Below are 26,886 nucleotides of genomic sequence, written 5' to 3'. Positions count from 1 at the left end.
GGTCGGCACTATTCCCCTTTCAGCGTAATGACGACAAGGGGAATAGACATGAGGAACTTTCTGGGTCTGGCACTGGCCGCCACCACCGTGCTCACGCTGGCGCTCGGCACGATGAGCGCCGCCACGCCTGCGCCAGCGGTTTATGCAACCATCGGGGAAGACCGGCCCTTGCAGCTTGGCCGTATGACCGTCACGGCCACGCCGCTGCCTGCTGCCCCGATGTGAGCCTGATTTTACGGGCAATACGCCCTGAGTCATAGCGCGTGACTATGGATTTATAATGAAATCATATTTCCAATAAGGGTCGCATTTCGCCATTACCCGCTTCAAGTCAGAAGACGTTGGGGAGTGGAGATGATCGACCGGATTCGCCTGCCCGTCTCCGCCAGCCAAGCTGAGAGGAACGGGGCATGACAATTCTCATCCGCAATGTGCGCATTTTCGACGGCACAAGCCTGTCCGACCAGACCGGGGCCGTGCTGATTGAGGGTGATCGCATTGCCCGCATAGCCACCGGTGAAGGTGCGCTGGCGGATTGCGATGCGGCGCGGGTTATCGATGGGCACGGCGGCACGCTGATGCCCGGCCTTGTCGATGCGCACACACACCTTGCCCTTGGCTCCAGTGTCGAAGTCATGGGCCGTCCGGGCAATTTCCCTGACGATGTGCTGGCCCTCACCGCTGCCCATTGTGCGCGGGTGATGCTCGATCATGGCTTTACCAGCGCCTATTCGGGCGGATCGTCGTCGCCCGGTGTGGAAATCGCGCTCAAGGCCGCGATTGATAAAGGACAGGTGCCAGGGCCACGCCTTGTCACCTCCTCGTTCGAACGCCTGCCCGGCGGGATGCCGGGGCTGCTGTTCAAGTTTCCGGGACGCGATGTGCGCGAAAGCAATCCCGCCGCCGTCACCCACTTTGTCGAGGAAATGGCGGGCATTGGCCTTCAGGCGGTGAAGTTCCTGCTCAACGGCGTCAGCGCGATGGACGCCGGTTCGAACATGAACGAGCAGTTCTATGAGGACGAAATCCTCGCTGCCGGCGAAGCCGCGCGCAAGGCGGGCGTCTGGCTCACCGCGCATTGCTACACCGCCGATGCGATCAAGATCGCCATCAAGGCGGGCTTCCGCGTGATCTATCACTGCAACTATGCCGATGATGAAGCGCTCGACATGATCGAAGCGGCAAAGGGCGACATTTTCGTCGGCCTTGCCCCCGGCATCGAGGAAGCCGACCGTGATCGCGCGCCGAAGTTCGGCATGATGGCCAGCCCAGAACAGGTGGCCGAACAGGCCGCCGCCGTGGAACACAAGATCCGCGTGGGTCAGGAGCTGCGCAAGCGCGGCGTGCGCTCGCTGCCGGGCGGCGACTATGGCTTTCCGCAGAATCCGGTGGGCCTCAATGCCCGCGATCTGGAACTTTTCGTCGAATGGTTCGGCTATACCCCCGCCGAAGCGCTGCACACCGCCACGGCGCTGGGCGGTGTGCTGATGGATATGGAACTGGGGCAAGTGAAGGAAGGCTTCCTTGCCGATCTACTGCTGGTCGATGGTGATCCGACGCAGGATATCTCGACCCTGAAAAACAAGGATAATCTTCGGATGATCATGAAGGGCGGCGCGCTTTACAAGGCACCTGCTGCATGATCGACGTTGCCATCATCGGTTGCGGCCCGGTGGGCGCGCTGGCAGCCAACCTGCTGGGAAAGCAGGGTCTTTCAGTCGTCGTGCTGGAAAAAGAGGTCGAACACTACCCCCTCCCCCGTGCGGTCCATCTCGACCATGAAATGATGCGCCTGTTCCAGAGCGCGGGGGTGATCGATCGCGTTGCGCCCGATATGGTCGCTACCGATGGCCATCTGCACATCGGCGCGGATCATGGCGTCATCCGCTACATGGGCACCGTGGGCAAGCCGAAGCCGTTCGGATGGTCGAACGATTACTTTTTTTGCCAGCCGGAATTCGAAGCGCACCTGCGCGATGCCTTTGCGCAAAATGGCGACATAAACCTGCTGTTGGGAGCCGAATTTTCCGCTCTGGAACAGCATGATAGCCACGTTACGGTGCGCTATTTCCTGAACAGCACCAAGATGCACCTAGAGCGCACAGAGCAGCACCTGAACGCACGTTGGGTCATCGCGGCAGACGGTTCGCGCAGCCCTGTCCGCAAATCGCTGAGCGTCAAGCTGGACGACCTCGATTTTGAAGAGCCGTGGCTGGTTGTCGATGCCGAAGTGGACGGCCCCGTCACCTTCCCACCGCTGACCGGCGTGCCCGAAGGCGCTGATCTGCAACGCCTTTCGGTGATGATGTGCGATCCCGCCCGCCCCGCAACGATCGTGCCGGGCCGCCGCAACCACCGCCGCTGGGAATTCATGCTGCTGCCGCATGAAGATGACGCCGAAATGATGCGCGAAGAAAACGTTTCCGCGCTGGTCGGTGCGTGGATGAAGGATGTGCCGCACAAGATCGTGCGCGCCGCGACATACCGTTTTCATGGGCTGGTGGCCGAACAATGGCAGGTGGGCCGGGTGTTTTTGGCAGGCGATGCTGCGCACCAGACGCCGCCGTTTTTTGGGCAGGGCATGTGTCATGGCCTGCGCGATGTGGCTAATCTTGCGTGGAAAATGGCAGCGATTGCCAACAATGGCGCGGACGAGGCGATCCTTGATACCTATCAGCCCGAACGCGATCCGCATGTGCGCGGCGTGATCGGCGCGGCGGTGGCGGCAGGGCGCTATATCTGCGAACTCGATCTGGCAAAGGCCTTGGCACGCGATCTGAACATTCGGGAGCAAGCCGCGAAAAAGGCAGGGGAAACGGCTGCGGACCTGATCCCGGCAATCGCCACCGGCTTCATCGCACCAGGCACTGCCGCTGCGGGCGAACGCTTTATCCAGCCAGCGCTGGCCGATGGCCGCAAGCTGGACGATCTGGTGGGGCAAGGCTGGCGGCTGTTCGTGCGTGACGCGGGACCGGATGGCGCGATCAGCGCGCGCGATCTTCCCGATGGCGGCGCGGTTCTGGCGTGGCTGGAAGCGCGCGGCGCTGATGCCGTGCTGGTGCGCCCGGATCACTACGTTTTCGGGACCGGCAACCCCGCCGATCTGATCGCCGCGCGCGATGCGCTGCTGGGTTTCAAGCAGGAGATTGCGGCATGAGCCTGACCCTTTCCGCTGCGCAAACGATCACGTCGGCGGCCCTTGCCGAAGCCCGCGCACGCGGGGCCAAGCCGCTGGCGGTGATCGTGCTGGACGCCGGCGGGCATCCGGTTGCCTTTGCGCGCGAAGATGGCGCGACGATGTTCCGCCATGATATCGCGCGGGCAAAGGCCGTCGGCGCGCTGGGCATGGGTGACGATACCCGCGTTATCGCCGAGCGCGCCAAAGGCAACCCCGCGTTCTTTCAAAGCGTTACGGCCGTGGTCGGCGGAAACATTGCGTTTTCGCCCGGTGGCGTGCTGATCCGCGACGGCGCGGCAGTTATCGGTGCGGTGGGCATAAGCGGCGACACCGGCGATTGCGATGAGGAGTGCGCACTGGCGGGCCTGCGCGCCGCAGGTTTCAATCTGGAGAATGCAAAGTGAAGCTGCGCAGCATCGAACTGGCCCTGCCCGATCCCGCAGGCGCGGCGGCGTTCATGGTCGATATCTGGGGCCTTGCCGCGGCAGACGTGCGCGGCGAAACGCATTACCTGCGCGGAACAGGCACGTTCACCTATCTGATGGCCTTCGAAAAATCTGACGATGAGTTCGTGCGGTCCACCACCTTCGTCTGTTCGGACGAGGAATTGGCAGCGATCACCGCGCGCGTGGCGGAAAAGGGTTGGGCGGCAAAGCCGGTAACCTCAACCGATCCGGGCGACGGCGCGGGCCTGCTGGTGGAGCTGCCCGAAGGCACGATCCTGCGTTTTCTGGCCGGAACCACCGAAGTCGCGCCCATCGAAGGCTTTGCCAAGGCCACCAAGCGCGTGTCGCCAGTGAAGCTGACGCACGTGGTGTTCAACGCCGCCGATGCCGAAATGATGGGCCATGCGGTAGAAGATGTGCTGGATTTCCGGGTTTCTGACCGCACCAAGGGCATGGTCTTCGTGCGTTGCAACGACAGCCACCATTCCACTGCGTTTGCGCGCGCGGGCTTTTCCAGCCTGAACCACGTTGCGTTCGAAATGGAAGATCTGGACGCGGTGATGCGCGGCATTGGCTGGATGCGCGACAACGGCTTTGCGCCCGCATGGGGACCGGGGCGGCACGGGCCGGGCGACAATGTTTACGCCTATTATATCGCGCCTTTCGGCCCGGTGATCGAATATTCGACCGCCGTTGAAAAGGTGCCGTTGGATTACGCGGCGGGCGAACCCGACGACTGGACGTGGCCCGAACAGCGGATCGACCAGTGGGGCGTTTCGGACAAGGATTTTGCCGGACTTCGCGTGGCGGAAGAGCGGTTCCGCTGCCGCCGCGACTGGCAGCCCCAAGACCTTGCAATTTGATCGACGGGCCTTTGTTGGCGCAGCGTCCGCAACACTTTTGATTAGCGGACGCGCGGCAACACGGCCACGGGGAGAAAAGAGAATGACGCAATATATCAGCTTCCGCCGCCCTGACGGCACGCCCAGCTTTGGCCGCATAGTTGGCGATACCGTGCACGATCTTGGCGCACAGGGTGCGCCTGCCTGGCTCAAGGATGTGCTGGACGGCGATCTTTCGGCACTGACGCCCACGGCCAGCCATGCTCGCGCCGATGTAAGCCTGCTGCCGCTGGTGCCCAACCCGGACAAGATCCTGTGCGTGGGCCTGAACTATGCCACACACGTCAAGGAAACCGGGCGCGAGCAGAAGGAATTTCCCGCGATCTTCACCCGTTATGCCGACAGCCTGATTGCCGATGGCGAACCGCTGGTGCGGCCGAAGGAATCGGTGCGGTTCGATTATGAAGGCGAACTGGCCGTGGTGATCGGCAAGGGTGGCCGCCGCATTCCGCGCGAAAAGGCGTTGGAGCACATTGCCGGCTATTCGGTGTTCAACGATGGTTCGGTGCGCGATTGGCAGCGCCACAACATCCAGTTCACGCCGGGCAAGACCTTTCCCGGCACCGGCGCGTTCGGCCCGGCGCTGGTGACGCCCGACGCCGTGCCCGACCTTGCCAGCCAGCGCGTGCAGACCCGCCTTAACGGTGAAGTGGTGCAGGATCAGCCGATCAGCGACATGATCTGGGACGTGGCCTTCGTGATTGAATACTGCTCCACCTTTACGCCGCTTGCTCCGGGCGATGTCATCGTCACCGGCACGCCCGGCGGCGTGGGCGACAAGCGCACTCCGCCGCTTTACATGAAGGCGGGCGACGTGTGCGAAGTGTCTGTCGGCGTGATCGGTAAATTGACCAACCCAGTGATCGACGAAGGTTGACCTTCGGCTTGATTTCGGGATCGGGGAGGACGCGGCAGGAAGCAGGAATGCTGAGGGACCGCGTCCTCAATCGGTTTGGGACCGCTGACGCCAATTCCTTGTTCGTCACCCTGACCTTGTTTCAGGGTCCATCTCTCCATCTCAACGGCAGCTTGATTGGCAAAATGGATCCTGAACCAAGTTCAGGATGATGGCAGCGTATTTACGTTGGCAACGGGCTAAACGTCGTGGTTCGAGATGCCGAGCAGAGAGGAAACGTGGTGGACTTTGCCGCTGTTCTCAAACGTGAAAGGCTGGTCAGCACGGGGATCAATCTGGTGTTGAGCGCGGCGTTCTTTCTTGCCGTGTTCGGTGCAACGAACCGCACGTTGACGATTGCCGATCCCGATGGCTTCGCACTGGATTTTCTGCCGCAAGGCGGGGCGATTTCGCTGATGGCGGCGCTGGTTCCAGCGTTGCTGGTGCGCAAGGGTCTGCGCAAGTGCGGCACGGTGGGGCTGCCATCGACAGGCTCAATTCTGGCACAAGTAGCGCGGATGGTGGGCTTGGGGCTGGTAAGCGCGGTGCTGCTGGCGGCGCTCTGCCTGATCGGGCCTTGGGCGACGATTGGCTGGGCACAGGCGTTTGCGGTGAAACTGGTATATGGTGGCGCGCTGGGCTTTGCGATCACGCACCGCGCGCTGACGCGGCTTTATGGACAAGGATAGCGTAGCGATGGACCACGCCGCAGCAGTGAAGATTGCCGAGATGGGCCGCGAAATGGGGCCGCAGGTGGTTGAAACCTGCCGCGCGCTCTATGCGCACAGCCATGCGGATATCGGTGCGCGCGTGCCAGTTTTGGCGGCGGATTGCGCTTATGGTCTGCACGAGCGGCAGAAGCTCGATCTCTATCGAACCAGCGAGGCAAATGGCCTTCCGGTAGTGCTGTTCGTCCACGGCGGCGGTTTTCGCATGGGCGACAAGACGGGTGGGGCCAATGTAGCGCGTGCGATGGCTGAGGCCGGGTTTGTTGGCGCGGCGATGAGCTATCGCCTGTTGCCCGATGCGCGCTGGCCCGAAGGCGGCGAGGATGTGGTTGCCGCCGTGGAATGGCTGCGGGCGAACTGTACGGCGCATGGTGGTGATCCGGCGCGTATCGTGGTGGTGGGCACCTCAGCCGGGTCGGTCCACATCGCCACAGCGCTGCGGTCGCGGCCCGATCTGCCGGTTGCAGGCGCGGTGCTGCTGTCGGGCATTTATGGCTATACCCCGCTGGATGAGCGCGATGAGCCTTATTACGGACCGGATGCCGATTATCCGCAGCGGATGCCGCGCGATGCCGTGGCCCAGACGGAAATTCCGCTGTTCGTGGCCTGCGCGCAATATGATCCACAGCGCTTTCAGGCCGAGTTTCTGGGCCTGATGCAGGAACGGCTAGCGCTGCACGGCACGATGCCGGTTGGCACAATCGTGCCGGGGCATAACCACTATACGCTGGCAATGCACATCGGCGGTGAAGATCGGCGTTTGCTGGACGAGATTGTGGGATTTGTTGAGGGCTGTTGAGCCACGCCCACACATTTTCAGGTCGTCACCCCGGTAGGCCGGGGTGACGCAGGGCTTACGCGCTATTTCAGGGCATTGGCCTTGGCAATGGCACCATAGACCGCAGCGCTGGGCTTGGGCGTGCGGGCGAAGGTGATGGGATCGACCGTGGCGAGGCCGAATTTGGGCTTGTAGCCGAAGATCCATTCGAAATTGTCGATCAGCGACCAGTGGCAATAGCCAAGAACCGGCACGCCATCGTCCATCGCGGCTTTCAGCCCGGCGAGCGCGGGGGGAATGAAGGCGGCGCGCACCGCATCGTCATCGCTGCCGACGCCATGTTCGGATACCAGAACCGGGCGGCCCGTGGCGGCATGGGCATAGCGGACGGCACCGGCCAGCGATCCCGGCCAGACTTCCGCGCCCGACCAGTTGACCGCGCTGCCAGCGGGTGCAGGCAACCGGCCCTTGTCGCCCCAGATGGCGCGTTCATAGTTCTGCACGCCGATGAAATCATCGGCCTTGGCGAGTTCGAGCCATGCGCCGTAAAGTTCGGCACGGACGCTGTCGCGGATCGAATTGCGGCCCACCGCCTGATCATCGAGCATGGCGAGCGAGACGCCCACGGGCAGGTCTGGCCGCACAGCCTTGATCGCGTTGCGACCGGCGGTGTGCGCGGCGAGCAGGCCCTTTTGCAGCGCGGGCAGATCATCGATCCCGGCCACGTTGGCGCAGACGAACTTTTCGACGCCGAGGTGCTTTGCCGCCGCTTCGTTGGTGCGCTTCTGCATGTCCCATACGGGCGGGGGCAGCATGGGCTTCAGGATCAGGAGAATGTTGGGTTCGTTCAGCGTGATCGCGGCGTGGGGAAGATCGCCAAGTTCTTTTGCCACGCGGGTGCAATAGCGGGCGAAGAGTTCGGCGCTTTCGGGGTTGGTCCAGCCACCCTGCGCGCTGAACCAGCGGGGTGCGGTGAAGTGGCTGAAAGTGACGATAGGGGCAAGGCCGCGCGCGCGGCAGCCTTCGGCCACGCGGCGGTAATGGGCCAGCATGGCCTGGCTGAAGCGGCCCTTCTCCGGCTCGATCCGCGCCCATTCCACGCCGAAGCGATAGGAGTTCAGGCCGATGTCGCTGGCCAGATCAAGGTCTTGCTCCCATAGAAGCAGGCTGTTGGCGGCATCGCCCGACGGTTCGGCAAAGATTGTGGGTTGCAGGTTTTCGAGCAGCCACAGATCGGCGGCGGTGTTGTTCCCCTCGATCTGGTGCGGGGCGGTGGCAGCGCCCCAGAGGAACCCTTTGGGGAACGCGGGATTGGCCGATTTGCGCGCAGCGAAGGCTGGCGTTGCGGCAGATGTGGCAGCAAGGGCAACGCCTGCGGCAAGCAGGCTGCGGCGGTCAATCATCGTTCTCTCCCGGTCTATACTTGATCCGAGGAGTAGCGAGTGCCGACAGGGCCGTAAAATATGCGATTGCTGTAGCGTTATAGCCTGAAGCTATAAATTGCCGAGAATCTGGAGCAGAGCGCGGCCCAACGGCGGGAGCCTTCGGTCGGCCAGATGGCGCACGCCGATGGAGCGATCGAACGTGGCTTCGGCAATGGTGATGGCGCGCAGCACGCCGATGGTAAGCTCCGCGCCGGCAACGGTGCGGGGCAGCACGGTTACGCGGTCGCTGAGGCGGACCATCGCTTTGGTCGTCAGCAGGGAATCGCAGCGGATCACGCCTTGGGGCACCGGCACGCCCGCGTTGAGGAACAGCGCATCGACCTGACGGCGGAACGCGCCTTGCGCTTCGGGCAGAACCCACGGCAGGCTGGCTACATCACGCAGCGACACCGCATCGGCCAGATCATCGTGACGACGGCCGACGATGAGGGCGAAAGGATCGCGCGCGGCGGTAATCTCTACCAGATCGGGCGGGCAAGCCTCAATCTCTGTGGTGACGAACGCCAAGTCTATCGCGCCTGACCGCAGCAGGTCGGACAGTTGCGAATCCGGCCGTTCCACCACGCTGAGGGCAAAGGGGCCGACCGCTTCTTCCAATCGCGATACGGCTTCGGGCAGCAGGCTGACCAGCGCGCCGGGCGTGCCGCCGATGCGCAAGGGGCCGGATATGCCGCGTGCTGCGTGGTCCAGCTCTATGCTGGCAGCTTCAAGCAGGCGCACCATCGCCTCTGCGCGTTCGCGCAGCACTTCGCCCTCGCGGGTGAGCACGATGCCGCTGCGCGAACGGGCGAAAAGCGTGACGCCAAGGCGCTGTTCGAGGAGGGCAATCGTGTTCGAGACGGACGGCTGCGAGAGGTTGAGCGCCCGCGCCGCGCCGCTGATCGAACCCGTCTCGCACACGCGCCAGAAGGTGGCTACGGCGCGTGGATCGAGACGGTTGAGCGATGCGGCAGTCATTCGGTCTTGTCTGGCGCGTGCCGGGGGAAGGGTCAATCCTTCCCCGCAGCCTGCAGCGTGACCGGCCCGATCAGGCCCGAAGGCCGCAGCGGGGCAGTGGCGGAATAGGTGGGGATGGCGGTCCATGTCACCTTGGTCGCACCGTCCTGCGCATCACCGATCAGGCGGTTGACCCACAGGTTTGCCACCTTCACCTCGATGGTGTTGGCGCCCTGCTTCACCGCGTCCGCAATGTTGACGCGATAGGGCTTGTGCCAGGCATAACCGGCGTGTTTGCCGTTGACCGAAACTTCGGCAATTTCACCCACCTGCCCCAGATCGATCCACAGCGGCTGCCCCGGCTTCGCCCCCTTTGGCAGGGTGAAGCTGGAGGTGTAGGTCGCAAGGCCGGAGAAATACTTCACCCCGGCATCGGCGGAATCAGTCAGCGAGGCCAGCTTTGGCAGGCTGATCGATGCAGGCGCGCCGCGACCGGGCTGGAACGCCACCTTCCATGCGCCGTTCAGCGTGGCGACTGGGACCGGGGCCAGCTTCTTGATCGCCAGCGCATCGGCCTTGGCCGGTTTGCGGAACACCACGAAGACCGAATCTTCGGCATCGAGAGTGAGCGGCACCACGGTCTGGCCATTTTCGATGCGATAGGACACCGCCTCTACCTCACCGGTATCGGCGTGCCACAGTTCGGGCTGCTTGCCGGTCACGCGGAAGCGGGCTTCCAGCGTTTCGGGTGCGTTTTTGCGATTGTTCACGAACCACGCATCGCCATCGGCCAGCGCGCGGTGGACGAACAGCACTTCGCCATCGGCAGACTTGCCGCCCAGCACCAGATCGGGGGCAACGCCCGCGCCAGCCAGCGCGGCGTCGATATCGGACGAGGCTATCACCTGCCCCGCGCCGACCTTTGTCGTGCCGGCACTACTCCACAGCTTTGCCACCAGCGCGGCAAATTCCGCCGGATCATCGTTCAACGCGGGCGAGCTTTTGGGGGCCTTGCCCACCACGGTTGCGCCCGCTTCCACCAGCGCAGCAAGGCGGCGCAGGGTGGGCAGGGTCATCCGATGGCTGGAACCGCCAAGCTGGATCGCCTTGTAGCGCGCGCCACCCTTGGCCACCACTTCGCCGCCTTCGACCTTGACCGCATCGGACAGCGCATCGCGGTTGATGAAGTCATAGGCGTGGACGGTGGGCGCATCGGCAATGCGCTTGCGCCCGTAAAGCGCGGTCAACGGGCCTTCTTCGCCATAGAAATAGGCGACATCGGCCACGTTGCGGCCCGCCTGCAACAGCAGCGACGAACGCGCCATGTAATCCACCCACGGCCGCGCCAGTTCCGCCCATGCCTCGTGCCGGTTGAAGAACTGGCCGAAGATCATCAACGACATGCCGGGCACCTTGTCATCGACCGGCTGATGGACCGAGGTATGAACGACCGGACGATTGACCCCGTTGGCAAATTCCAGATCGATGATGCGGCGCAACTCGTTCGGCGCATAGGCCCACGGCGCCAGCGCCGAGGTCATCGATTCCGCCGCGACAAGGTTCTGGCCATAGATGTGCGCGGTGGAGGCCGCGCCCTTCATGTCCGCAAGATAGCTGGGGTTCGGCCCCGCCTTGCGTGAGAACGTCCAGAGCGCCGACATCGGCACGTCGGCATGGCTGCGCATGGCAATATCGTCGCCCAGCGACGGGCGGTTGTCCTCCAGCGCTTCGCCATAGACCTTCAGCCCATGTTCGTGCGCCACCTTGGTGACCACGCCATAGTGTTCGGACGACATCAAATCGGCCAGCGTCTGACGATAATCGCGCAGGAACGCATCGGACTGCGCGCGCGTGCCCACCAGCACTCCGGCCAGCGCAGGCATGAACGGCGTGGGATCATAGCCACGCAGGCGCTTGAACTGTTCCACCATCTTCGGCGTCCAGTTGGCCGCGCCCACTTCAATGGAATCGGTCAGGATCGCGCGGACGCCGCGTTTGCCGACCAGTTCGGGACCGGCGGCGTCCTTGTACATACCGATGTAGTGTTCCAGATAACGGCGCACGGCATCGCCATCGAACTTGTCCACTTCAAGGCCCGTGGCTTCGGGCGGCGCGGGGTGGTTCGTGGTGCCCAGCAGGCTGGAGCCGAGGCGGATGATCCGCCAGTTGCCCTTTGGCGCGGTCCAGTCCAGCGTGCCATCGGCCTTCATCTTGCCGGTCAGATTGATGACCTTGGCCGGATCGACGCCCACCGTGGCAGCATCGGGCGTGCCCAGTGCGTAGTAATCGGGCACGACCGCGAAACCGGCCTTGCTTTCGAACTGGTCCACCGCGGCTTCGGACGACAGCCGGAACTGCTTGAGATCGAACGGAGCCTTGGCCGCCGCCGCCATCATTTCAAGGAAGCCGCCAGCGGGCGCAAGGCCAGGCATGGGATCGCCCATGTTTGATCCGTTGAACGGCAGCGGAGCCAGCACCAGACGGAAATGCTTTGCTGTGACCGGCGCGAACGAAATGGTGGATGGAGCTGCGGTGACCGGGAACGTGCCCACAGTGCGCCATGCCCGCCCGTCGTCGCTCGCCTCAAGCCGCATGTCGACCGTGGGGCCAGAGAACGTGCCCTTGGCACCGGGGATCGACACCGTGGCCGAACGCACGGTCTGCGCTTTGGGATAGCTGGCGACGATGGTGGTCGGCGCATCGGCGCTGCCGCGTGGTAGGGTTACGCCCGACGTGAGGCTGGCGTCTGACAGGGCAGCGGCGTCAAGCGCTTTGCCGCCCGCGCTGTAGGCCGGGACCGGATCGATGCTGCCCAGATCAGCGACCGCAAAAACCGCAATGTCGCTGTAGAGTTCGGGAGCATGAAAGCCATGATCGCCTACTACAGCGGCCAGCGGATCGGCATCGGGCATATCAAGGAACGGGCCAGTGTTGACCGGCGGCATGGCCAGCTTTCCGGTAAAGCGCTTGCCCCCCTTCAGGCGGGTTTCGCTCCACACGACTTTCTTCAGCCCGTCTTCGCCCTTGACCCACGGACCGCCGGTTTCAGACCAGCCCGGCGATGCCGCAATGGCCAGTTCAAGACCGTGCTTGTCCGCCTCGGTCGCGGCAAAGCGGAAGGCGTCCTTCCATTCGGGCGTCATATAGACCAACCGCTTGTCCACGATCTGCGGCGTGTCCAAACCGGCATCGAAGTTCTGCAAGCCGCCGATGCCGACGCGCTTCATCCACGCCATATCCTTGGCGATGCCATCCTTGGTGACATTGCCGTTCATCCAGTGCCACCACACACGCGGGCGCGCTTCCATCGGTGGGTTATCGAACTGTTGTTCCAGCGTGGCGTCGGCAGGACCGGAAGCCGGGGCCGCTTCATCGGCAAAGGCGGCAGGCGTGAGCAGCGTGGTGCTGGCAAGGATGGAAACGACCGAAAGGCCCCGGCGAAGGTTCATGCTGCTCAACTCCCAATGAGTGATAGATCAATTATTTGTTTTTATTTGTTTTTATATGTCATCCTAAGGGTCAGACAATTCCCGCGCCCAGCCCCACGGCCTTGCGTTCCTGCGCTTTGCGGGTGCGATATTGGCTGAGGCGATAGGCTTCGAGCACGTCGATGGCGCCGCCCGCTTCGGCGCGGGCCTTGGCAAGGATGGGCGCGACATCGACGTTGTAGGCGCGGCGCAGGGCCTGAAACGCCATCATCGTGTCGTTGGCGTCTTGTGCGCCGTGCAATGCAGCACGGTCCACCAGTTGTGCCTTGGCGAAGCACTGGGTGATGGTTTCGGCGCTCGACAGCATTGATTCAATCGGATCGGTCACGTTGTGCGACTGGTCGATCATGTAGCTGGGGTTGAAGCCGTCACCGCCCTTGTTTCCTTGGGGGTTCAGTTCAGCCTCAACCAGTTCGTTGAACACCAGGAACAACTGGTGCGGGTTGATCGAGCCGGAATCAAGATCGTCATCGCCATACTTGCTGTCATTGAAGTGGAAGCCGCCCAGCTTGCCGAAGCGGTGCAGGCGCGCCACGATCTGTTCGATGTTCACGTTGGGCGCGTGGTGGCCCAGATCGACAAGGCACTTGGCCTTTGGCCCCAGTTCCTGTGCGGCAAGGATCGACGAACCCCAGTCGCTGATCACGGTCGAATAGAACGCCGGTTCGAACATCTTGTGTTCCAGCAGCATCCGCCAGTCATCGGGCAGTGCGGCATAGATCTTGGCCGCGCCTTCCAGATAGCGGTCAAGGCTGCGGCCCAAGTCCTGCTGGCCGGGGAAGTTGGTGCCATCGCCCACCCACACGGTCAGGTCGGTAGACCCAAGCTGCTGGCCGATTTCGATGCATTCGATGTTGTGGTCCACCGCCTGCTGGCGCGTGGCGGCATCCTGCGCCGAAAGCGAGCCGTTGGCATATGTGTGGGCCTGCCCGACCTGATCCTGAAAGGTGTTGGAATTCACCGCATCCCAGCCAAGGCCAAGGGCATCGGCTTCTTCACGCAGCGCTTTGAAATCGCTGACCTTATCCCAAGGGAAATGGGGCGATACGCGCGGCGTTACGCGGGAAAGCTGCTGGATGACGGCGCAGTCTTCCAGCTTTTCATGGATATTGGTTGGCTCACCCGGAATGGGGAACTTGGCAAAGCGCGTGCCGCCACGCCCGGCACCCCACGATGGCACGGCCACCGAAAAGCCCGCCACGCGGTCCTTAATCGCATCGATATCGATCCCGGTGCGCGCCAGTTTGCGACCCAGTGCAGCGTAATCTTCCTCCATCGCTTCGGAGTGGACGGCGTTGCGCTCTGCAATAAGGTCGGCGGAAATAGGGAGAGTCATTTGCTGTCCTTTCGCGTGAGGAAGCCCTGCATTTTGAGCCACGCGGTAAATTCATCGATCAGAAGAGTGGTCGTGGTGCCGGGCACGCCAAGGCCGAAGCCGTGGTCGCCGGTCTGGTATCCGTGAATTTCGACCGGGCGCTTGGCTTCAAGATAAGCTTGCGCAATCGGGAAACCCTTGTTGGGAAACAGGCTGTCATTCAGCGCAATGGCATTGAACATCGGCGGCGCATCGGCGCTGACCGGTTCGGCATCCTGCGGGCCATAGATGTAGCCAAGGAATGCGGGGCGCGATGGCGTATCGGCATCAAGCCCCACGCGGCGCGCGGTCATCGCGCCTGCGGAAAAGCCCATCATGCCAACGCGCGCGGGATCGATGCCATACCTGGCCGCATTGGCGCGCACCCATTCAATCGCGGCCTTGCCGTCGGCAGGGGCCATCGATTTGCCGAGCAGTTCGCCGGTCATCGGATGGCCGACTTCCTTGGCGAGTTGTTCACCCATGTATTTGCCTGCTTCGGCTTCATCCTTGGGCGTCGGGTTCAGACGGTATTTCAGAATGAACGCGGCAATGCCCCGGTCGGCCAGCGCGCGGGCCACGGCCCAGCCTTCGTGGTCCATCGCCAGCATCATGAACGCACCGCCCGGCGCAACCACCACCGCCGCGCCCGTGGCCTTGGCCGGATCGGGCAGGACTGGGGTGATCGTGGGCCGGGTGACATTGCGCACTGCAAGACTACTGCCGCCGAACTTGATCCAGTTCTCGCTGCCCGCCGCACCTGGCGTCTTGTCGCCATAAAGCGGGATCGCCCCCGGTTCAGCGGGAGCCGCCGCCGGAACCGAAGCTGGTGGGCCACCCTGCGCAAAAGCAGGAGCGGCCACCATCAGGGCCATCGTGGCAACCAGTGCTGTCTTTTTCATTATTATCCTCTCCCGGTTCGGATCAGCGGGTGAAGGCCTGCGCATTCCCCGCATCGACGTTGATCATGTTGCCGGTGGACTTTGCCGACATGTCAGAGCCGAGGAAATAGACGGCTTCGGCAATATCTTCGGGCAGAACATCGCGCTTCAGCATCGAACGCTGGCGGTAGTGCTCTTCCAGTTCCTTGCCGCTGTCGATGCCATGTGCCCCTGCACGTTCCTTGCGCCAGTCGCCGTCCCAGATCTTGCTGCCCTTGATCACCGCATCGGGGTTCACCGTGTTGACGCGAATGCCGAACGGCGCGCCTTCCAGCGCAAGGCAGCGCGCCAGATGGTTCGCCGCCGCCTTGGCTGAGGCATAGGCGCTAGCATTGGTGGCGGCGGCAACGCCGTTCTTCGAACCGATGAACACCACCGACGAACCGCCCTGATCCTTCATTCGCTTCATCAGCGGCCATGCCGAACGCGCGGTCAGGAAATAGCCCTGCGCCAGCACGTCATAATTGCGGCTCCACAGTTCAACCGTGGTGTCCTCAATCGGGGCGGACGATGCGATGCCTGCGTTGGCGACCAGAATGTCCAGCCCGCCAAATTCGCGCGCGGCCACATCGAAGGCGGCCTGCACCTGGGCTTCATCAGTCACGTCGCACACGGCGGCGCGCACCACGTCCTTGCCAAACTGCTTGGCAAAGCCCGCTCGGACTTCTTCCACCGCATCAGCGGCACGATCAGCCAGAACCACGCAGGCCCCTTCGCGGAGCAGGCGAGCAGCCGATGCCGCGCCGATGCCGCCAGCGCCGCCGGTAACCAGCGCGATCTTGCCGACCAGCGGCTTGGGCGCGGGCATACGCTGCAGCTTGGCTTCTTCAAGCAGCCAGTATTCGATGTCGAACGCTTCCTGTTCGTCCAGCGCGATGTAATCGCCAATCGCCTCGGCCCCGCGCATCACGTTGATGGCGTTGCCATAAAACTCACCGGCAAGGCGCGCGGTGGTTTTGTCAGTGGCAAAGGTGATGCGACCAACGCCGGGCACCAGCACGACGACCGGGTTGGAATCGCGCATCGCCGGGCTGTTGGCGCGCTTGCAGCGTTCGTAATAGGCGGCATAGAGATCGCGATAATCGGCAATCTTCTGCGCCAGATAGGCATCATCCTGCAGCCGTGCCGGGTCCAGCGTCAGCGGCGCGACCTTGGTGCGCAGGAAGTGATCTGGGCAGGACGTGCCCAGCGAGGCGAGGCGTTCGAAATCGACGCTGCCCACAAATTCCAGCGCTTCGGCATCGTCGGAAAAGTGGCCCAGCTTGGTGCGCGCACCGGTCATGAAACCGCGCAGACGAGGCATCAGATCGGCAGCAATGGCGGCGCGGTCTGCGTTGGGAGCAACCGCCTGACCGCCGAAAGCGGGCTTTCCGCCCAGCTTGGCGTTCAGGTAATTGGCGGCATCGGCAATCAGTTCAACCGTGTGTTCGTAGCAAGCCTTGGCGCTGTCGGCCCAGCAGATGATCCCGTGGCCGGCCAGCATGACACCCTGAACGTGCGGATTGGCCTTCACGTAATCGCGCAGCATCACACCCAGCGTGTAACCGGGGCGCTTCCACGGCAGCCAGCCAATCGTGCCGCCCCAGATTTCCTGCGTTGCCGCTTCACCGCCCGACGATGCGGCCAGCGCGATGATCGCATCGGGGTGAACGTGGTCGACGTGCGCAAACGGCAGCAGCGAATGCAGCGGCGTGTCGATGCTGGCGGCGCGACCGTTCAGGTTGAACGTACAGTGCGGCAGGAAGCCGACCATCTTGTCGTCATCGTCCGGCCCGGCATAGTGCGCTTCAAGGCCGAGCAGCTTTGCCTGATAGAGCGTGGCGAAGCCATCGAGCTTCATCGAACCGATATCACCGCCCGATCCCTTCACCCACAGCACTTCGGTCTTTTCACCGGTCAGTGGGTCAATCTCTTCCAGCTTGGCCGACGTGTTGCCGCCGCCAAAATTGGTCACGGTCAGGTCGCTGCCTAGCAGGTTCGAACGATAGAGCAGCAGTTCGGCAGGGCTAAGCGTAGCAGCCACCGATTCGTCCCACCGGCTCGTCGGCACGGCAAACGGCAGGGCAGCGGAGGAAATCAAGACTTGCGCGTTCATGGCATCCCTTTGGATCAACACGTCGGCATTGCGCCGTTCGGGGAGCTTGCTAACATTTCTACTGGAAATGATCAATAATGATTGTTATTGAGCATTTGGGAAAATTAAGGAACGGGAGAGCGGCGTGCCAACAGGCACCACTATTGTCATCGATCTGGGCAAGACCCTGAGCAAGGTCAGCCTGTGGGATCTGGATGGCCGGATGATCGATCGGCAAGTGCGCCCCAACGTGCCGGTCGAAGTGGCAGGCGCCCGCAGGCTTGATGCAGATGACGTGGGCCGCTGGCTGCTGGAAACGATCAAGACCTATGCCGAACATCCCGTGCGCACGATCATTCCCGTGGGGCATGGTGCAGGCGTCGTGGCGCTGACCGATGGGCGCATGGCGTTCCCACCGCTGGATTACGAACAGGCCATTCCTGATGACGTGATGGCCGAATATCGCGCGCAGCGGGATGCCTTTGCGCTTACCGGATCGCCTGCCCTGCCCGATGGGTTGAACTTTGGCAGCCAGATCTGGTGGATGGAGCAGCTTCATGGTGAAGCGATGCGTCGAGCCACGCTGCTGCCCTGGGCGCAATACTGGGCGTGGTTCCTCACCGGCAAGGCGGTGAGCGAGGTGACCAGCCTTGGCTGTCATTCCGATCTGTGGTCCCCGCAGGAGGCCGATTTCTCACCGATGGCGAAGCGGCTTGGCTGGGCGGCGCAGTTTGCCCCGGTGGTGCGCGCTGGCGATGTGGTGGGCGCACTGAAGCCGGAAGTGGCCGCCGCAACGGGCCTGTCACCCGATGTGGAAGTGCTGGCAGGCCTGCACGATTCGAATGCGGCGCTGTTGGCCGCGCGCGGCTTTGCCGAGATTGCCGATAACGAAGCGACGGTGCTGTCCACGGGCACATGGTTCATCGCCATGCACCTGCCTGCAAAGCCGGTTGATACGAGCGACTTGCCCGAAGCGCGTGACTGCCTGGTCAATATCGACGTGCATGGCCGCCCGGTGCCTTCGGCCCGTTTCATGGGCGGGCGCGAGATTGAGACGCTGATCGAGATCGATACGCGCCGCGTAGACATCAAGCCCGATCAACCCGCACTGCTGGCCGCCGTGCCGGAAGTGCTGGCCAAAGGCCGCCTGATCCTGCCCACTCTGATGCGCGGCTTCGGGCCGTTTCCGCAAAGCCGTTTCGAATGGATCAATCGGCCCGAAGACTGGTTTGAACGCCGCGCCGCTGCGTGTCTCTATGCCGCGCTGGTGGCAGATACGTCGCTCGATCTGATCGGATCGTCTGACCGGTTGCTGGTGGAAGGTCGCTTTGCCGAAGCGGAAGTGTTTGTGCGCGCGCTGGCATCGCTGCGCCCCGACACTGCCGTTTACACAGCCAACGCCCACAATGATGTATCGTTTGGTGCGCTGCGGCTGATCGATCCCACGCTGCGGCCGCAAGGCGCGTTGGTTCGGGTCGAACCGCTGGACGCCGACCTTGATACCTACCGCAATCGCTGGAAGGCCGAAGTACAAGCCGCTGCATTAGGAACCGATGCATGATCGCCGCTTCCATTCCCGATTTTCGCGAACTGGCCCGCCGCCGCCTGCCACACTTCCTGTTCGAATATATCGACGGCGGCTCCTATAGCGAAACCACGCTGCGGCGGAACGTGGACGACCTGCGCGACATTGCCCTGCGCCAGCGGGTGCTGCGCGATGTTTCCGGGCTGGACCTTTCGACCGAACTGTTTGGCCAGAAACAAGCCCTGCCGGTCGCGCTTGCCCCCATCGGCCTTGCGGGCATGAACGCGCGGCGCGGCGAATGTCAGGCGGTGCGTGCGGCAGAGGCGGCGGGCGTGCCGTTTACGCTCTCCACCGTTTCGGCCTGCTCCTTAGGAGAAGTGGCAAAAGCAGCCAGCAAACCCTTCTGGTTCCAGCTTTATATGACCCGCGACCGGGGCTTCATGCGTGAACTGTTGCAGGAAGCGGTGGAACTGAACTGTTCAACGCTGGTCTTCACTGTCGACATGCCGGTGCCGGGCAGCCGGTATCGCGATTACCATTCGGGCCTTGCCGGTGCCGCGGGCATGAAGGGCGCAATCCGCCGCACCTTGCAGGGCGCGATGAAGCCCGCATGGGCATGGGACGTGGGCGTGATGGGGCGTCCGCACGGCCTTGGCAATGTGATCCGCAAGCTGGACGGCAAGACCGGCATCGAAGACTTCTTCAAGTGGATGCGCGAGAATTTCGACAGTTCGATATCGTGGAAAGACCTCGATTTCATCCGCTCGGAATGGAAAGGCCCGCTGGTCATCAAAGGCCTGCTCGATGCCGAAGACGCGGTGGAAGCGGCTAATCTTGGCGCGGACGGCATCGTGGTGTCCAACCACGGCGGGCGTCAGTTGGATGGCGTGCCCTCCACCGCGTGCGCCCTGCCCGCCATTGCCGATGCGGTGGGTGACCGCCTGACCGTGCTGGCCGATGGTGGCGTGCGGTCTGGCCTCGATGTGGTGCGGCTGCTGGCGCTGGGCGCAAAGGGCGTGCTGCTGGGCCGGGCATGGGTCTTTGCCCTTGCCGCGCAGGGGCAAGCGGGCATCGAACACATGCTGCGCCTGATCGAAGCGGAAATGCGCGTCGCCATGACGCTGACCGGCGTGAAGAACATCAGCGAGATCGACCGCTCGATACTCGTAAAACCATAACGAAAAGGGACAGGAACCGATGGGCGCGAACCCGGCATTGGGCGTTATATTTCATTGGATTGGCGGCTTTTCCTCAGCCAGCTTCTATGTGCCGTACAAGCGCATAAAGCTATGGTCATGGGAAGTGTTCTGGCTGGCAGGCGGTCTGTTTTCCTGGGCCATAGCGCCGTGGTTCTTCGCCAGCGTGCAGACCAAAGACCTGCTGGGCGTATTGTCCGCCACCCCACGTGAAACGCTTATGTGGTGCTGGTTCTGGGGTGCGATGTGGGGCTTTGGCGGCCTGACGTTCGGCCTGACCATGCGGTATCTGGGCCTGTCGCTCGGCATGGCGGTGGCGCTGGGGCTGACCACCGTGATCGGCACGATGGGACCGCCGATATTCGATGGCACGATTGGCCAGATCGCCGCCACGACCAGCGGCAAGCTGACGCTGCTGGGTATTCTGATCACGCTTGTCGGCATCGTCGTCGTCGCCCGTGCAGGCAATGCCAAAGAGGCGGACCTTGGCGGGGCAGCATCGGAAGGCGTGGCTGAGTTCAATTTGCGCAAAGGCCTGTTTATCGCAACATTTTCGGGCGTGATGTCGGGCTGCTTTGCTTGGGGCCTTGCCGCTGGCCAGCCCATTCGTGACCTGACGCTGGCCGCCGGAACCGATCCGCTCTCGCAAGGTCTGCCGGTGCTGTGCGTGGTGCTGGCAGGCGGGCTTACCACCAATGCGCTGTGGTGCGGATACCTGCTGTGGAAGAACCGCAGCTTCGGCCAATTCTTTGGCGCGCCTTCGCCCGAGGCACAACCCGGCGAGCGTCCCAATCTGCTGGCCAACTGGCTGCTGGCCGCACTGGGTGGCACGCTGTGGTACGGGCAGTTTTTCTTCTACACGATGGGTGAAAGCCAGATGGGCGAATACGGCTTCTCTTCGTGGACGCTGCACATGGCCTCTATCATCCTGTTTTCAACACTTTGGGGCTTTGCGCTGAAGGAATGGGCTGGCGCATCGCAGCGCACGCGCCGTCTGGTGTGGACCGGAATCGGCCTGCTGGTGGGCGCGACCGTGGTGATCGGCGCTGGCAACATGCTCAATGCCGGTGCATAAGCGCCCCGCAAGGAGACGGTAGGGCGCAATGCACGCTGCGGAACGGGAACGACGGATATTCGAAGCGCTGCGCCCGACGGGCTTTGTCAGCTATCGTGATCTGGAGGTGTTGCTGGATGCCTCGCCCGCAACCATCCGGCGCGATCTGGCACGGCTTGAAGATGCCAGACAGATCGTGCGCGTCCACGGCGGGGCCAAACTGCCCGAAGACGAAGAGCCTGCCGCCCCCCGCCTGATGGGCACGCCGTTTGACCAGTCAATCACGCAGCACCTGTCGGCCAAGCAGGCCATCGGCAAGGCGGCGGCGGCGCTGTGTTCTCCCGGCGAAGGCGTGATGATCGATGGCGGCACCACCACGTTGCAGATGTGCCCGCATCTGGATGGGCTGGGGCTGCAAGTGCTGACCAATTCGCTGCACATCGTGAATGCGCTGCTGCCGCAAACCGGCACGCGGATCGTGCTGCCATCGGGCGCGGTGTTCCGCGAACAGAACATCATCCTTGCCCCGGCGGGTGAGGAATCGATGCCACGCTTCCATGCGCCGCGCCTGTTCATGGGCGCGGCCGCCGTTGGCCCGCAAGGCGCGATGCAGGCCGATCCGGTGCTCGTGGCCGCCGAACGCCGCTTGATTGACCGGGCCGAGGAAGTGATTCTGCTGGTGGACAGCAGCAAGTTCCGCACGCAATCGGGCACCATCGTATGCGGACTTGACGAAATCGACACGATCATCACCGACAAAGACATTGCGCCAGACGTGGCCGCAACGCTGCGCGCGGCGGGACTAAACGTGGTGATTTGTTAGAGCCAGATGACATCAAGTTGCATCGCCGGGATTGTCTCAGGAAGCTTCTCGGCAAGGAGCGTTGCGCAGGCCGGGCTGGTTGCCCGGACAAGCGACGCGACGCTGTCCGAGGGGCTTCCTGAGACAACCGCTTTGCGGCGGGCCGCTTTTGGCCCATCGCAGCGTCAATCGTCGGTCACTATGCGATGGCATGGCTCCCTCCTCTTTCCTCGCGCTGGGCCAAAATTGGCTCCGTCACGACGGTGCAACTTGATGTCATCTGGCTCTGACCGTCAGGCGCTTTCGCGGGCGACAAGGCGGAAACCCACGTCAATCCAGCGGTCTGGCGGAAGAGCCGTGCCCTTGCGATTGCGGATGGCGGCGATGGCCTCACGCGCGATGCGCGCGCCATCGACCTCGACCGACGTGATCGTGGGGCGCATCTCGCCCGCGATCGAACTGTTGCCAAAGCCAACCACGGCAATGTCTTCAGGGACCCGCAGCCCCGCAGCAAGCGCTTCCACGATCACACCCTGCGCCAGATAGTCTGACCCGCAGACCACCACATCGGGCATATGATCCAGACGCCGTATCTCTGCAAAGATCCGGCGAGCATGGCCAAAGCGCGATGGTACTTCCACGTGCGCCTCGGTCGGCGCGATGCCGTCGCTGGCAGTCCATTCATCGACAAAGCCATTGCGCCGCATCTGCGCACGCGCGCCCTGCGCGGTAACGACGTGGGGCCGACGATAGCCGCGCGACATCAGGAAGCGGGCAATATCGCGCCCCGCGGCATGATGCGAGAAGCCAACCGCAATGCCGATAGGATCTTCGGGCAAGTCCCACACCTGAATGAACAGGGCCGGGCTGCGCCGCACCATCTGTTCGACATTGGGCGTGACCGGACCGGTAAAGATGATGGCATCCACGCGGCGGCTTATGGCGGCGCGGATCAGGTCTTCTGTGCGCGCTTCGGACACGCCGGTAAGCCCCAGCATGACCGTGGTTCCGGCGGATGACAGTTCTTCCACCATCGTCTGGATCGTGTCGTTGAAGATCGAATCCGTAAGATAGGGGATCAGCACCGCAACCATTTTGGACTTGCTGGAAGCAAGACCGCCCGCCAGCAGGTTTGGAATATAGCCGGTTTCGGCAATCGCCTCGCGGATGCGTTCCGCCGTCGCCTTGGCGACCACGGTCGGGTTGTTGATGAAACGGCTGACCGTTGCGGTGGAGACGCCCGCTCGGTTGGCCACATCGTCAAGCGTCGCGGCTTTGCCGGTAAGGTCTTCCAGATCAATTGGCCCGTCGGATGCAGTCATGGCGCGGATGCTAGCCGCTCCACGCCATCACATGCAATCGCTCTCTTGCCGCTTAGCTGAACCGCAGAGGGACGGAGAGCGCGCCGACTTCGGGCCAGCGACTGACCGTAACCGGGCCGTTGAGTTCGAACTCCGTGGTGGCGGCAAGGATTTCCTCCAGCGCCACGCGCAACTGCATCCGGCCAAGATGAACGCCGGGGCAATTGTGTGGCCCGCGCCCGAAGGCCAGATGCTGCGCAATGTTGGGGCGATCAAGGATGAACTTGTCGGGTTCGGGGAACACCTCTTCATCCCGGTTTGCCGAAGCATAGATCAGGGCAATCGCCTCATCCGGCGGGATCGTGCGGCCACCCATTTCGACCGGGCACACCGCCGTGCGGGCAAAGCCGCGATAGGGCGTGTAAAGGCGCAGGAATTCTTCAATTGCTGCCGGAATCAGCGATGGATCGGCGCGCAACTGCTGTTGCAGCGCCTTGTCGCGCGAAAGGTGGACGCAGATATTGCCGATCATCACCATCGGCGCGACCATGCCCACGACCAGCACCTGCCGCACGGTGCCGACCAGCAGTTCATCGGGCAAAGGCTGCCCTTCGTGCCGGGCTTCCAGCAGAGCGCTGGTGGGATCGATAGCCGGATCTTGGGGCTGTTCATGGCGCAGCGCGATCAGGGCACGGGCCATGTCATAAAGCCGGAGCGAGGTTTCCTTCATCGTTTCAGGCGTGTTCGAATGCACCGCAAGAATGAAGGCGCGCCCGGCATCGTGCAGCGTATCCAGCCAGTCTTCGGGAATGCGCATCCATTCGCCAAAGACGTGGACGGGCAGATAGCTCGACAGTTCAACGCAGATATCGCCCCCGCCCTTGGCGACCATCGGATCAAGCAGGTGGCGCGTAAGTTCGCGCGCACGGTCTGCGAACATTTCCGACCGTTCGACCGAAAGCAGCGGGTTCAGCGCCTTGCGATAGGGCGTGTGTTCAGGCGGATCGAGGTGCAGCGGTGGCCGCCGCCCGGTATAGGCAACCTTGGGCACGACATTCTGCACAGAGGTGATGAACATGGACGAATCCGAAGCCGCGCGCTTCACGTCCTCATAACGGGTCAGCGCCCAGAATCCGCCGAGGCCATTGGTGTGCGCCACCGGGCATTCGCGGCGCAGGCGCGCGTATTCGATATGGGGGCTGTCGAAATCCTCGGAAATTTCCGGGTCGAAATCCTGTGCGAGATCAGTCATGACCGGTTGCATAAGCAGCCGCGCTGCGCCATGCAAGCGCTATCATTACGATATGACCCAAGGGGAGAGACCGTGACAGCAGAACTTGCGACACGGGAACAAGCGCTGGAACGCACTATCGGCGGCAAGGTGATCCGCAGGCTGGTCATCCCAGCAGCGCTCTACATTCTTGTCGGCGCGATAGACCGCACCAACGTGGGATTTGCCGCGATAGAGATGAACCGCGCGCTGGGCCTTTCGGCCACGCAATACGGGTTCGGCGCGGGCGTACTCTTCGTGGGATACATGATCGCAAAGTATCCCAGCGTGCTGTTCTATGAAGCCGTCGGCCTGCGCCGCTGGCTGGCCACAGTGACCGCCGCATGGGGTATGTGTTCCTGCCTGATGGCGGGAATCAGCAACGAATGGCAGCTCTATGCGCTGCGCGTGGCCATCGGCTTTTCCGAAGGCGGCCTGTCATCGGGGCTGATGCTCTATCTCAGCCAGTGGGCGCCGGAACGCTATCGCGCGTCGATTCTGGCCATTCCGATTGTGTCGATCTCTGTCGCGCAAGTCATCGGCGCGCCGATTTCGGGGATGCTGATCGATCTGGACCAGCCCTTCGGCATGGAAAGCTGGCGCTTCATGTTTCTGGTGGAAGCCCTGCCCGCGCTGGCGCTCGCCATTTTTGCGTGGGTGTGGTTTCCCGATAGGCCCGACGACGCCCGCTGGCTTGATGCAAGCGAGCGTCAGTGGATCGAACACAACGTCAAGGGCGCAGGCAAAACCTCTGCCGCGCAAGGCGATGGCGAACGCTGGGCCGTGCTGCGCAGCCCGATGGGCTGGATCTGCGCCGCGATCTGGTTCTGCATTCTGGCGTCCAACTATGGCATCATGTTCTGGCTGCCGCAGGTGGTGAAGAGCCTGTCGGGCCTCACGTCTGCCCAAACCGGGCTGATCGTGGCGCTGCCTTGGGCAGCCAGCGGCCTTGGCCTGATCCTGAACGCCCGCCATTCTGACCGCACGGGCGAACGATACCTGCACGTTGCCATCCCGGCCCTGCTGGGCGGAACGGGATTGCTGGCGGCAAACCTGTTTGGCGCAGGCCTGCCGGGCTTGATCGCGCTGATCATCGGCGGTGCCTGCACCGGCTGCACGGTTGCCGCGTTCTGGGCCATCCCCACGCGCTTATTGAAGCCGGGAAGCATGGCAATGGGCATCGTGGTGATCAACATGACCGGCAGCCTTGCCGGGGCAAGCGTGCCGCCACTGATGGGCTGGCTGCGGCAAACGACCGGGTCGTTCACCCCGCCCACCCTGCTGCTAGTGGGAATCGCGGTGATTTGCGCCAGTCTGACAATGGTTGCGCGGCATATGGCGGCGCGCGGTTCGCGATGAACAAGGGCAAGCCCGAACCTGACTATCGCACCACGATCCTGACGCTGGCGGCCATCGCGGCGATGGGATCGATGGCGATTCACATGCTGGTTCCGGCCCTGCCCCTGATCGCGCAAGACTTCGGCATTGGCGAAGCGCGGGCGCAGCAGGTGGTCAGCGTCTATCTGGCCGGGCTTGCGGGCGGGCAACTCGTGGCTGGACCGCTGGTTGACAGACTGGGACGCAGACCGGTGATGCTGGCAGGGCTTGCGCTCTATATCCTTGGCGCTGCCGCGGCCGCCTTTGCACCAAGGCCCGAATGGCTGCTGCTGGCACGTCTGGTTCAGGCCAGCGGCGGGGCCTGCGGCGTGGTGACCGCCCGCGTGATGGTGGGCGATGTGTTCGGCCCGGCGCGCGCCGCAGGCGTGCAGGCAACGCTGATGATGATCGTGCTGATATCTCCGGCGGTCGCCCCGGTCGTCGGTGGAACCATTGCCGATATCGCAGGCTGGCGCGCGGTGTTCGGGCTGCTCGCGGCGGCAGGCCTGTTAGCACTCATCACCGCATGGCACCGCCTGCCCGAAACCGGCACAACGCGGGCATCGGGCGAAAAAGCGCGAAATTTGTTCAGCGCATATGCCAAACTCGCCCGCAATCGGGCCTTCGTGCTGACCACGGCTGCACTTTGCGCGGCAAGCAGCGGGCTTTACATGTTTCTGGGCGCCGCACCGTTCCTGCTGGTCCATCGCTATGGCCTTTCGTCGAGCGAAGCCGGGCTTGCGCTGCTGGCCATTGCCGCTGCCAGCATTGGCGGCACAAGGCTTGTGGTGCCGGTGGAGCGGCGTTTCAGCGCACTGGTAGTCGGCACCGCTTGCGCGGCCATCGGCGGAATTACAGCGCTTGCACTGGCTTTGGCAGGCATCGAAGGTGTGGTGCCGCTGATCGCTCCGATTACGCTGCTGGGCCTTGGAGCCGGGATGGCTGGGCCGGTAGCGTTCAATGCCGTGGCCTTTGCCGAAAATGGCCTTGCCGCCACCGCCACCAGCGTTGCAGGCGCTTTGCAAATGCTTGGAAGCGGATCGGCCATGACTTTGCTGGGCCTGTTTTCGCCGCTCGATCAGCTGCGCGTGGCCGGCGCGCTGACCATTTCCACCGCCATCGCATTTTCCTGCGCAGTCGGTGCGCGCAAAAGCCGACCTGCGAATTAGGGCTTTGCAAGCCCTTACATCGGCTGT

The 26,886-nt window shown here is 63.1% G+C and carries 22 protein-coding genes; 14 read left to right on the top strand and 8 right to left on the bottom strand.

Annotated elements, in window-relative coordinates; genetic code table 11:
* Positions 1-48: 48 nt before the first annotated feature.
* From HGI47_RS06690 to HGI47_RS06655, 8 genes are all read left to right on the top strand, one after another.
* A complete protein-coding gene (locus tag HGI47_RS06690) occupies positions 49-225 on the top strand; it encodes a hypothetical protein (RefSeq protein ID WP_168852028.1) in 177 nt (58 codons plus the stop codon).
* A 185-nt stretch (positions 226-410) separates the two neighbouring features.
* Positions 411-1,643: an amidohydrolase family protein gene (locus HGI47_RS06685; protein ID WP_168852027.1), complete on the top strand. Its 1,233-nt coding sequence runs from the start codon at positions 411-413 to the stop codon at positions 1,641-1,643.
* Positions 1,640-3,157 carry a bifunctional 3-(3-hydroxy-phenyl)propionate/3-hydroxycinnamic acid hydroxylase gene (locus tag HGI47_RS06680; RefSeq protein ID WP_168852026.1) on the top strand — a complete coding sequence of 506 codons (1,518 nt, stop codon included), beginning with the start codon at positions 1,640-1,642 and terminating at the stop codon, positions 3,155-3,157. Before HGI47_RS06685 ends, HGI47_RS06680 begins: the two co-directional genes overlap by 4 nt.
* Complete coding sequence (locus tag HGI47_RS06675) at positions 3,154-3,582, top strand: heme-binding protein (RefSeq protein ID WP_168852025.1); 429 nt, start codon at positions 3,154-3,156, stop codon at positions 3,580-3,582. Before HGI47_RS06680 ends, HGI47_RS06675 begins: the two co-directional genes overlap by 4 nt.
* A complete protein-coding gene (locus HGI47_RS06670) occupies positions 3,579-4,487 on the top strand; it encodes a VOC family protein (RefSeq protein ID WP_168852024.1) in 909 nt (302 codons plus the stop codon). Before HGI47_RS06675 ends, HGI47_RS06670 begins: the two co-directional genes overlap by 4 nt.
* 82 nt (positions 4,488-4,569) lie before the next feature.
* Positions 4,570-5,403 (top strand): fumarylacetoacetate hydrolase family protein, encoded by an 834-nt coding sequence (locus HGI47_RS06665; RefSeq protein ID WP_168852023.1) that lies wholly within the window; start codon positions 4,570-4,572, stop codon positions 5,401-5,403.
* 227 nt (positions 5,404-5,630) lie between these two features.
* Positions 5,631-6,110: a hypothetical protein gene (locus tag HGI47_RS06660; RefSeq protein WP_240950064.1), complete on the top strand. Its 480-nt coding sequence runs from the start codon at positions 5,631-5,633 to the stop codon at positions 6,108-6,110.
* Positions 6,097-6,948 (top strand): alpha/beta hydrolase, encoded by an 852-nt coding sequence (locus HGI47_RS06655; protein ID WP_240950032.1) that lies wholly within the window; start codon positions 6,097-6,099, stop codon positions 6,946-6,948. The genes HGI47_RS06660 and HGI47_RS06655 overlap by 14 nt, the downstream gene beginning before the upstream one ends.
* Positions 6,949-7,010: 62 nt before the next feature.
* Here HGI47_RS06655 and HGI47_RS06650 read toward each other — a convergent pair whose 3' ends face one another.
* The 6 genes from HGI47_RS06650 to HGI47_RS06625 all read right to left on the bottom strand — a co-directional run bounded on the left by HGI47_RS06650 (position 7,011) and on the right by HGI47_RS06625 (position 17,186).
* Positions 7,011-8,330 carry a family 1 glycosylhydrolase gene (locus tag HGI47_RS06650; protein ID WP_168852022.1) on the bottom strand — a complete coding sequence of 440 codons (1,320 nt, stop codon included), beginning with the start codon at positions 8,328-8,330 and terminating at the stop codon, positions 7,011-7,013.
* 90 nt (positions 8,331-8,420) lie between these two features.
* Positions 8,421-9,329 (bottom strand): LysR family transcriptional regulator, encoded by a 909-nt coding sequence (locus HGI47_RS06645; protein WP_168852021.1) that lies wholly within the window; start codon positions 9,327-9,329, stop codon positions 8,421-8,423.
* 32 nt (positions 9,330-9,361) lie between these two features.
* Complete coding sequence (locus HGI47_RS06640; protein WP_168852020.1) at positions 9,362-12,757, bottom strand: glycosyl hydrolase; 3,396 nt, start codon at positions 12,755-12,757, stop codon at positions 9,362-9,364.
* A gap of 70 nt (positions 12,758-12,827) precedes the next feature.
* The gene (locus tag HGI47_RS06635) at positions 12,828-14,132 is read right to left on the bottom strand and encodes a TIM barrel protein (protein WP_168852019.1); all 1,305 of its coding nucleotides are present in this window, start codon (positions 14,130-14,132) and stop codon (positions 12,828-12,830) included.
* Positions 14,129-15,052, bottom strand: a complete 924-nt coding sequence (locus HGI47_RS06630) for an alpha/beta hydrolase (protein WP_168852018.1) — start codon at positions 15,050-15,052, stop codon at positions 14,129-14,131. The genes HGI47_RS06635 and HGI47_RS06630 overlap by 4 nt, the downstream gene beginning before the upstream one ends.
* A gap of 22 nt (positions 15,053-15,074) precedes the next feature.
* Complete coding sequence (locus tag HGI47_RS06625; protein ID WP_168852017.1) at positions 15,075-17,186, bottom strand: bifunctional rhamnulose-1-phosphate aldolase/short-chain dehydrogenase; 2,112 nt, start codon at positions 17,184-17,186, stop codon at positions 15,075-15,077.
* A gap of 124 nt (positions 17,187-17,310) precedes the next feature.
* On the opposite strand from HGI47_RS06625, the gene HGI47_RS06620 reads away from it, so the two are divergent.
* The 4 genes from HGI47_RS06620 to HGI47_RS06605 are packed head-to-tail and all read left to right on the top strand — an operon-like array spanning position 17,311 to position 21,763.
* Complete coding sequence (locus tag HGI47_RS06620) at positions 17,311-18,726, top strand: FGGY-family carbohydrate kinase (protein WP_168852016.1); 1,416 nt, start codon at positions 17,311-17,313, stop codon at positions 18,724-18,726.
* On the top strand, positions 18,723-19,868 hold the full coding sequence (gene lldD, locus HGI47_RS06615) for an FMN-dependent L-lactate dehydrogenase LldD (RefSeq protein ID WP_168852015.1): 1,146 nt from the start codon (positions 18,723-18,725) through the stop codon (positions 19,866-19,868). The genes HGI47_RS06620 and lldD overlap by 4 nt, the downstream gene beginning before the upstream one ends.
* Positions 19,869-19,887: 19 nt before the next feature.
* The gene (rhaT, locus tag HGI47_RS06610; protein WP_168852014.1) at positions 19,888-20,961 is read left to right on the top strand and encodes an L-rhamnose/proton symporter RhaT; all 1,074 of its coding nucleotides are present in this window, start codon (positions 19,888-19,890) and stop codon (positions 20,959-20,961) included.
* Between the two features lie 28 nt (positions 20,962-20,989).
* A complete protein-coding gene (locus tag HGI47_RS06605; protein ID WP_168852013.1) occupies positions 20,990-21,763 on the top strand; it encodes a DeoR/GlpR family DNA-binding transcription regulator in 774 nt (257 codons plus the stop codon).
* 272 nt (positions 21,764-22,035) lie between these two features.
* Here HGI47_RS06605 and HGI47_RS06600 read toward each other — a convergent pair whose 3' ends face one another.
* Both HGI47_RS06600 and HGI47_RS06595 read right to left on the bottom strand, forming a co-directional pair.
* Positions 22,036-23,064 carry a LacI family DNA-binding transcriptional regulator gene (locus HGI47_RS06600; RefSeq protein WP_168852012.1) on the bottom strand — a complete coding sequence of 343 codons (1,029 nt, stop codon included), beginning with the start codon at positions 23,062-23,064 and terminating at the stop codon, positions 22,036-22,038.
* A 52-nt stretch (positions 23,065-23,116) separates the two neighbouring features.
* The gene (locus HGI47_RS06595) at positions 23,117-24,295 is read right to left on the bottom strand and encodes a cytochrome P450 (RefSeq protein ID WP_168852011.1); all 1,179 of its coding nucleotides are present in this window, start codon (positions 24,293-24,295) and stop codon (positions 23,117-23,119) included.
* A 72-nt stretch (positions 24,296-24,367) separates the two neighbouring features.
* On the opposite strand from HGI47_RS06595, the gene HGI47_RS06590 reads away from it, so the two are divergent.
* Together HGI47_RS06590 and HGI47_RS06585 are read left to right on the top strand one after the other, a co-directional pair.
* A complete protein-coding gene (locus tag HGI47_RS06590) occupies positions 24,368-25,672 on the top strand; it encodes an MFS transporter (RefSeq protein WP_370521648.1) in 1,305 nt (434 codons plus the stop codon).
* Entirely contained in the window at positions 25,669-26,859 is a 1,191-nt protein-coding gene (locus HGI47_RS06585; RefSeq protein ID WP_168852161.1) for a multidrug effflux MFS transporter, read from the top strand. The genes HGI47_RS06590 and HGI47_RS06585 overlap by 4 nt, the downstream gene beginning before the upstream one ends.
* The last annotated feature ends 27 nt before the right edge of the window (positions 26,860-26,886 follow it).

The sequence above is a fragment of the Novosphingobium sp. ERN07 genome (genome assembly GCF_012641335.1).
Taxonomy (GTDB): domain Bacteria; phylum Pseudomonadota; class Alphaproteobacteria; order Sphingomonadales; family Sphingomonadaceae; genus Novosphingobium.
Note: the sequence above shows the minus strand (reverse complement) of the source record. Positions and strands in the feature narration are given on the sequence as shown.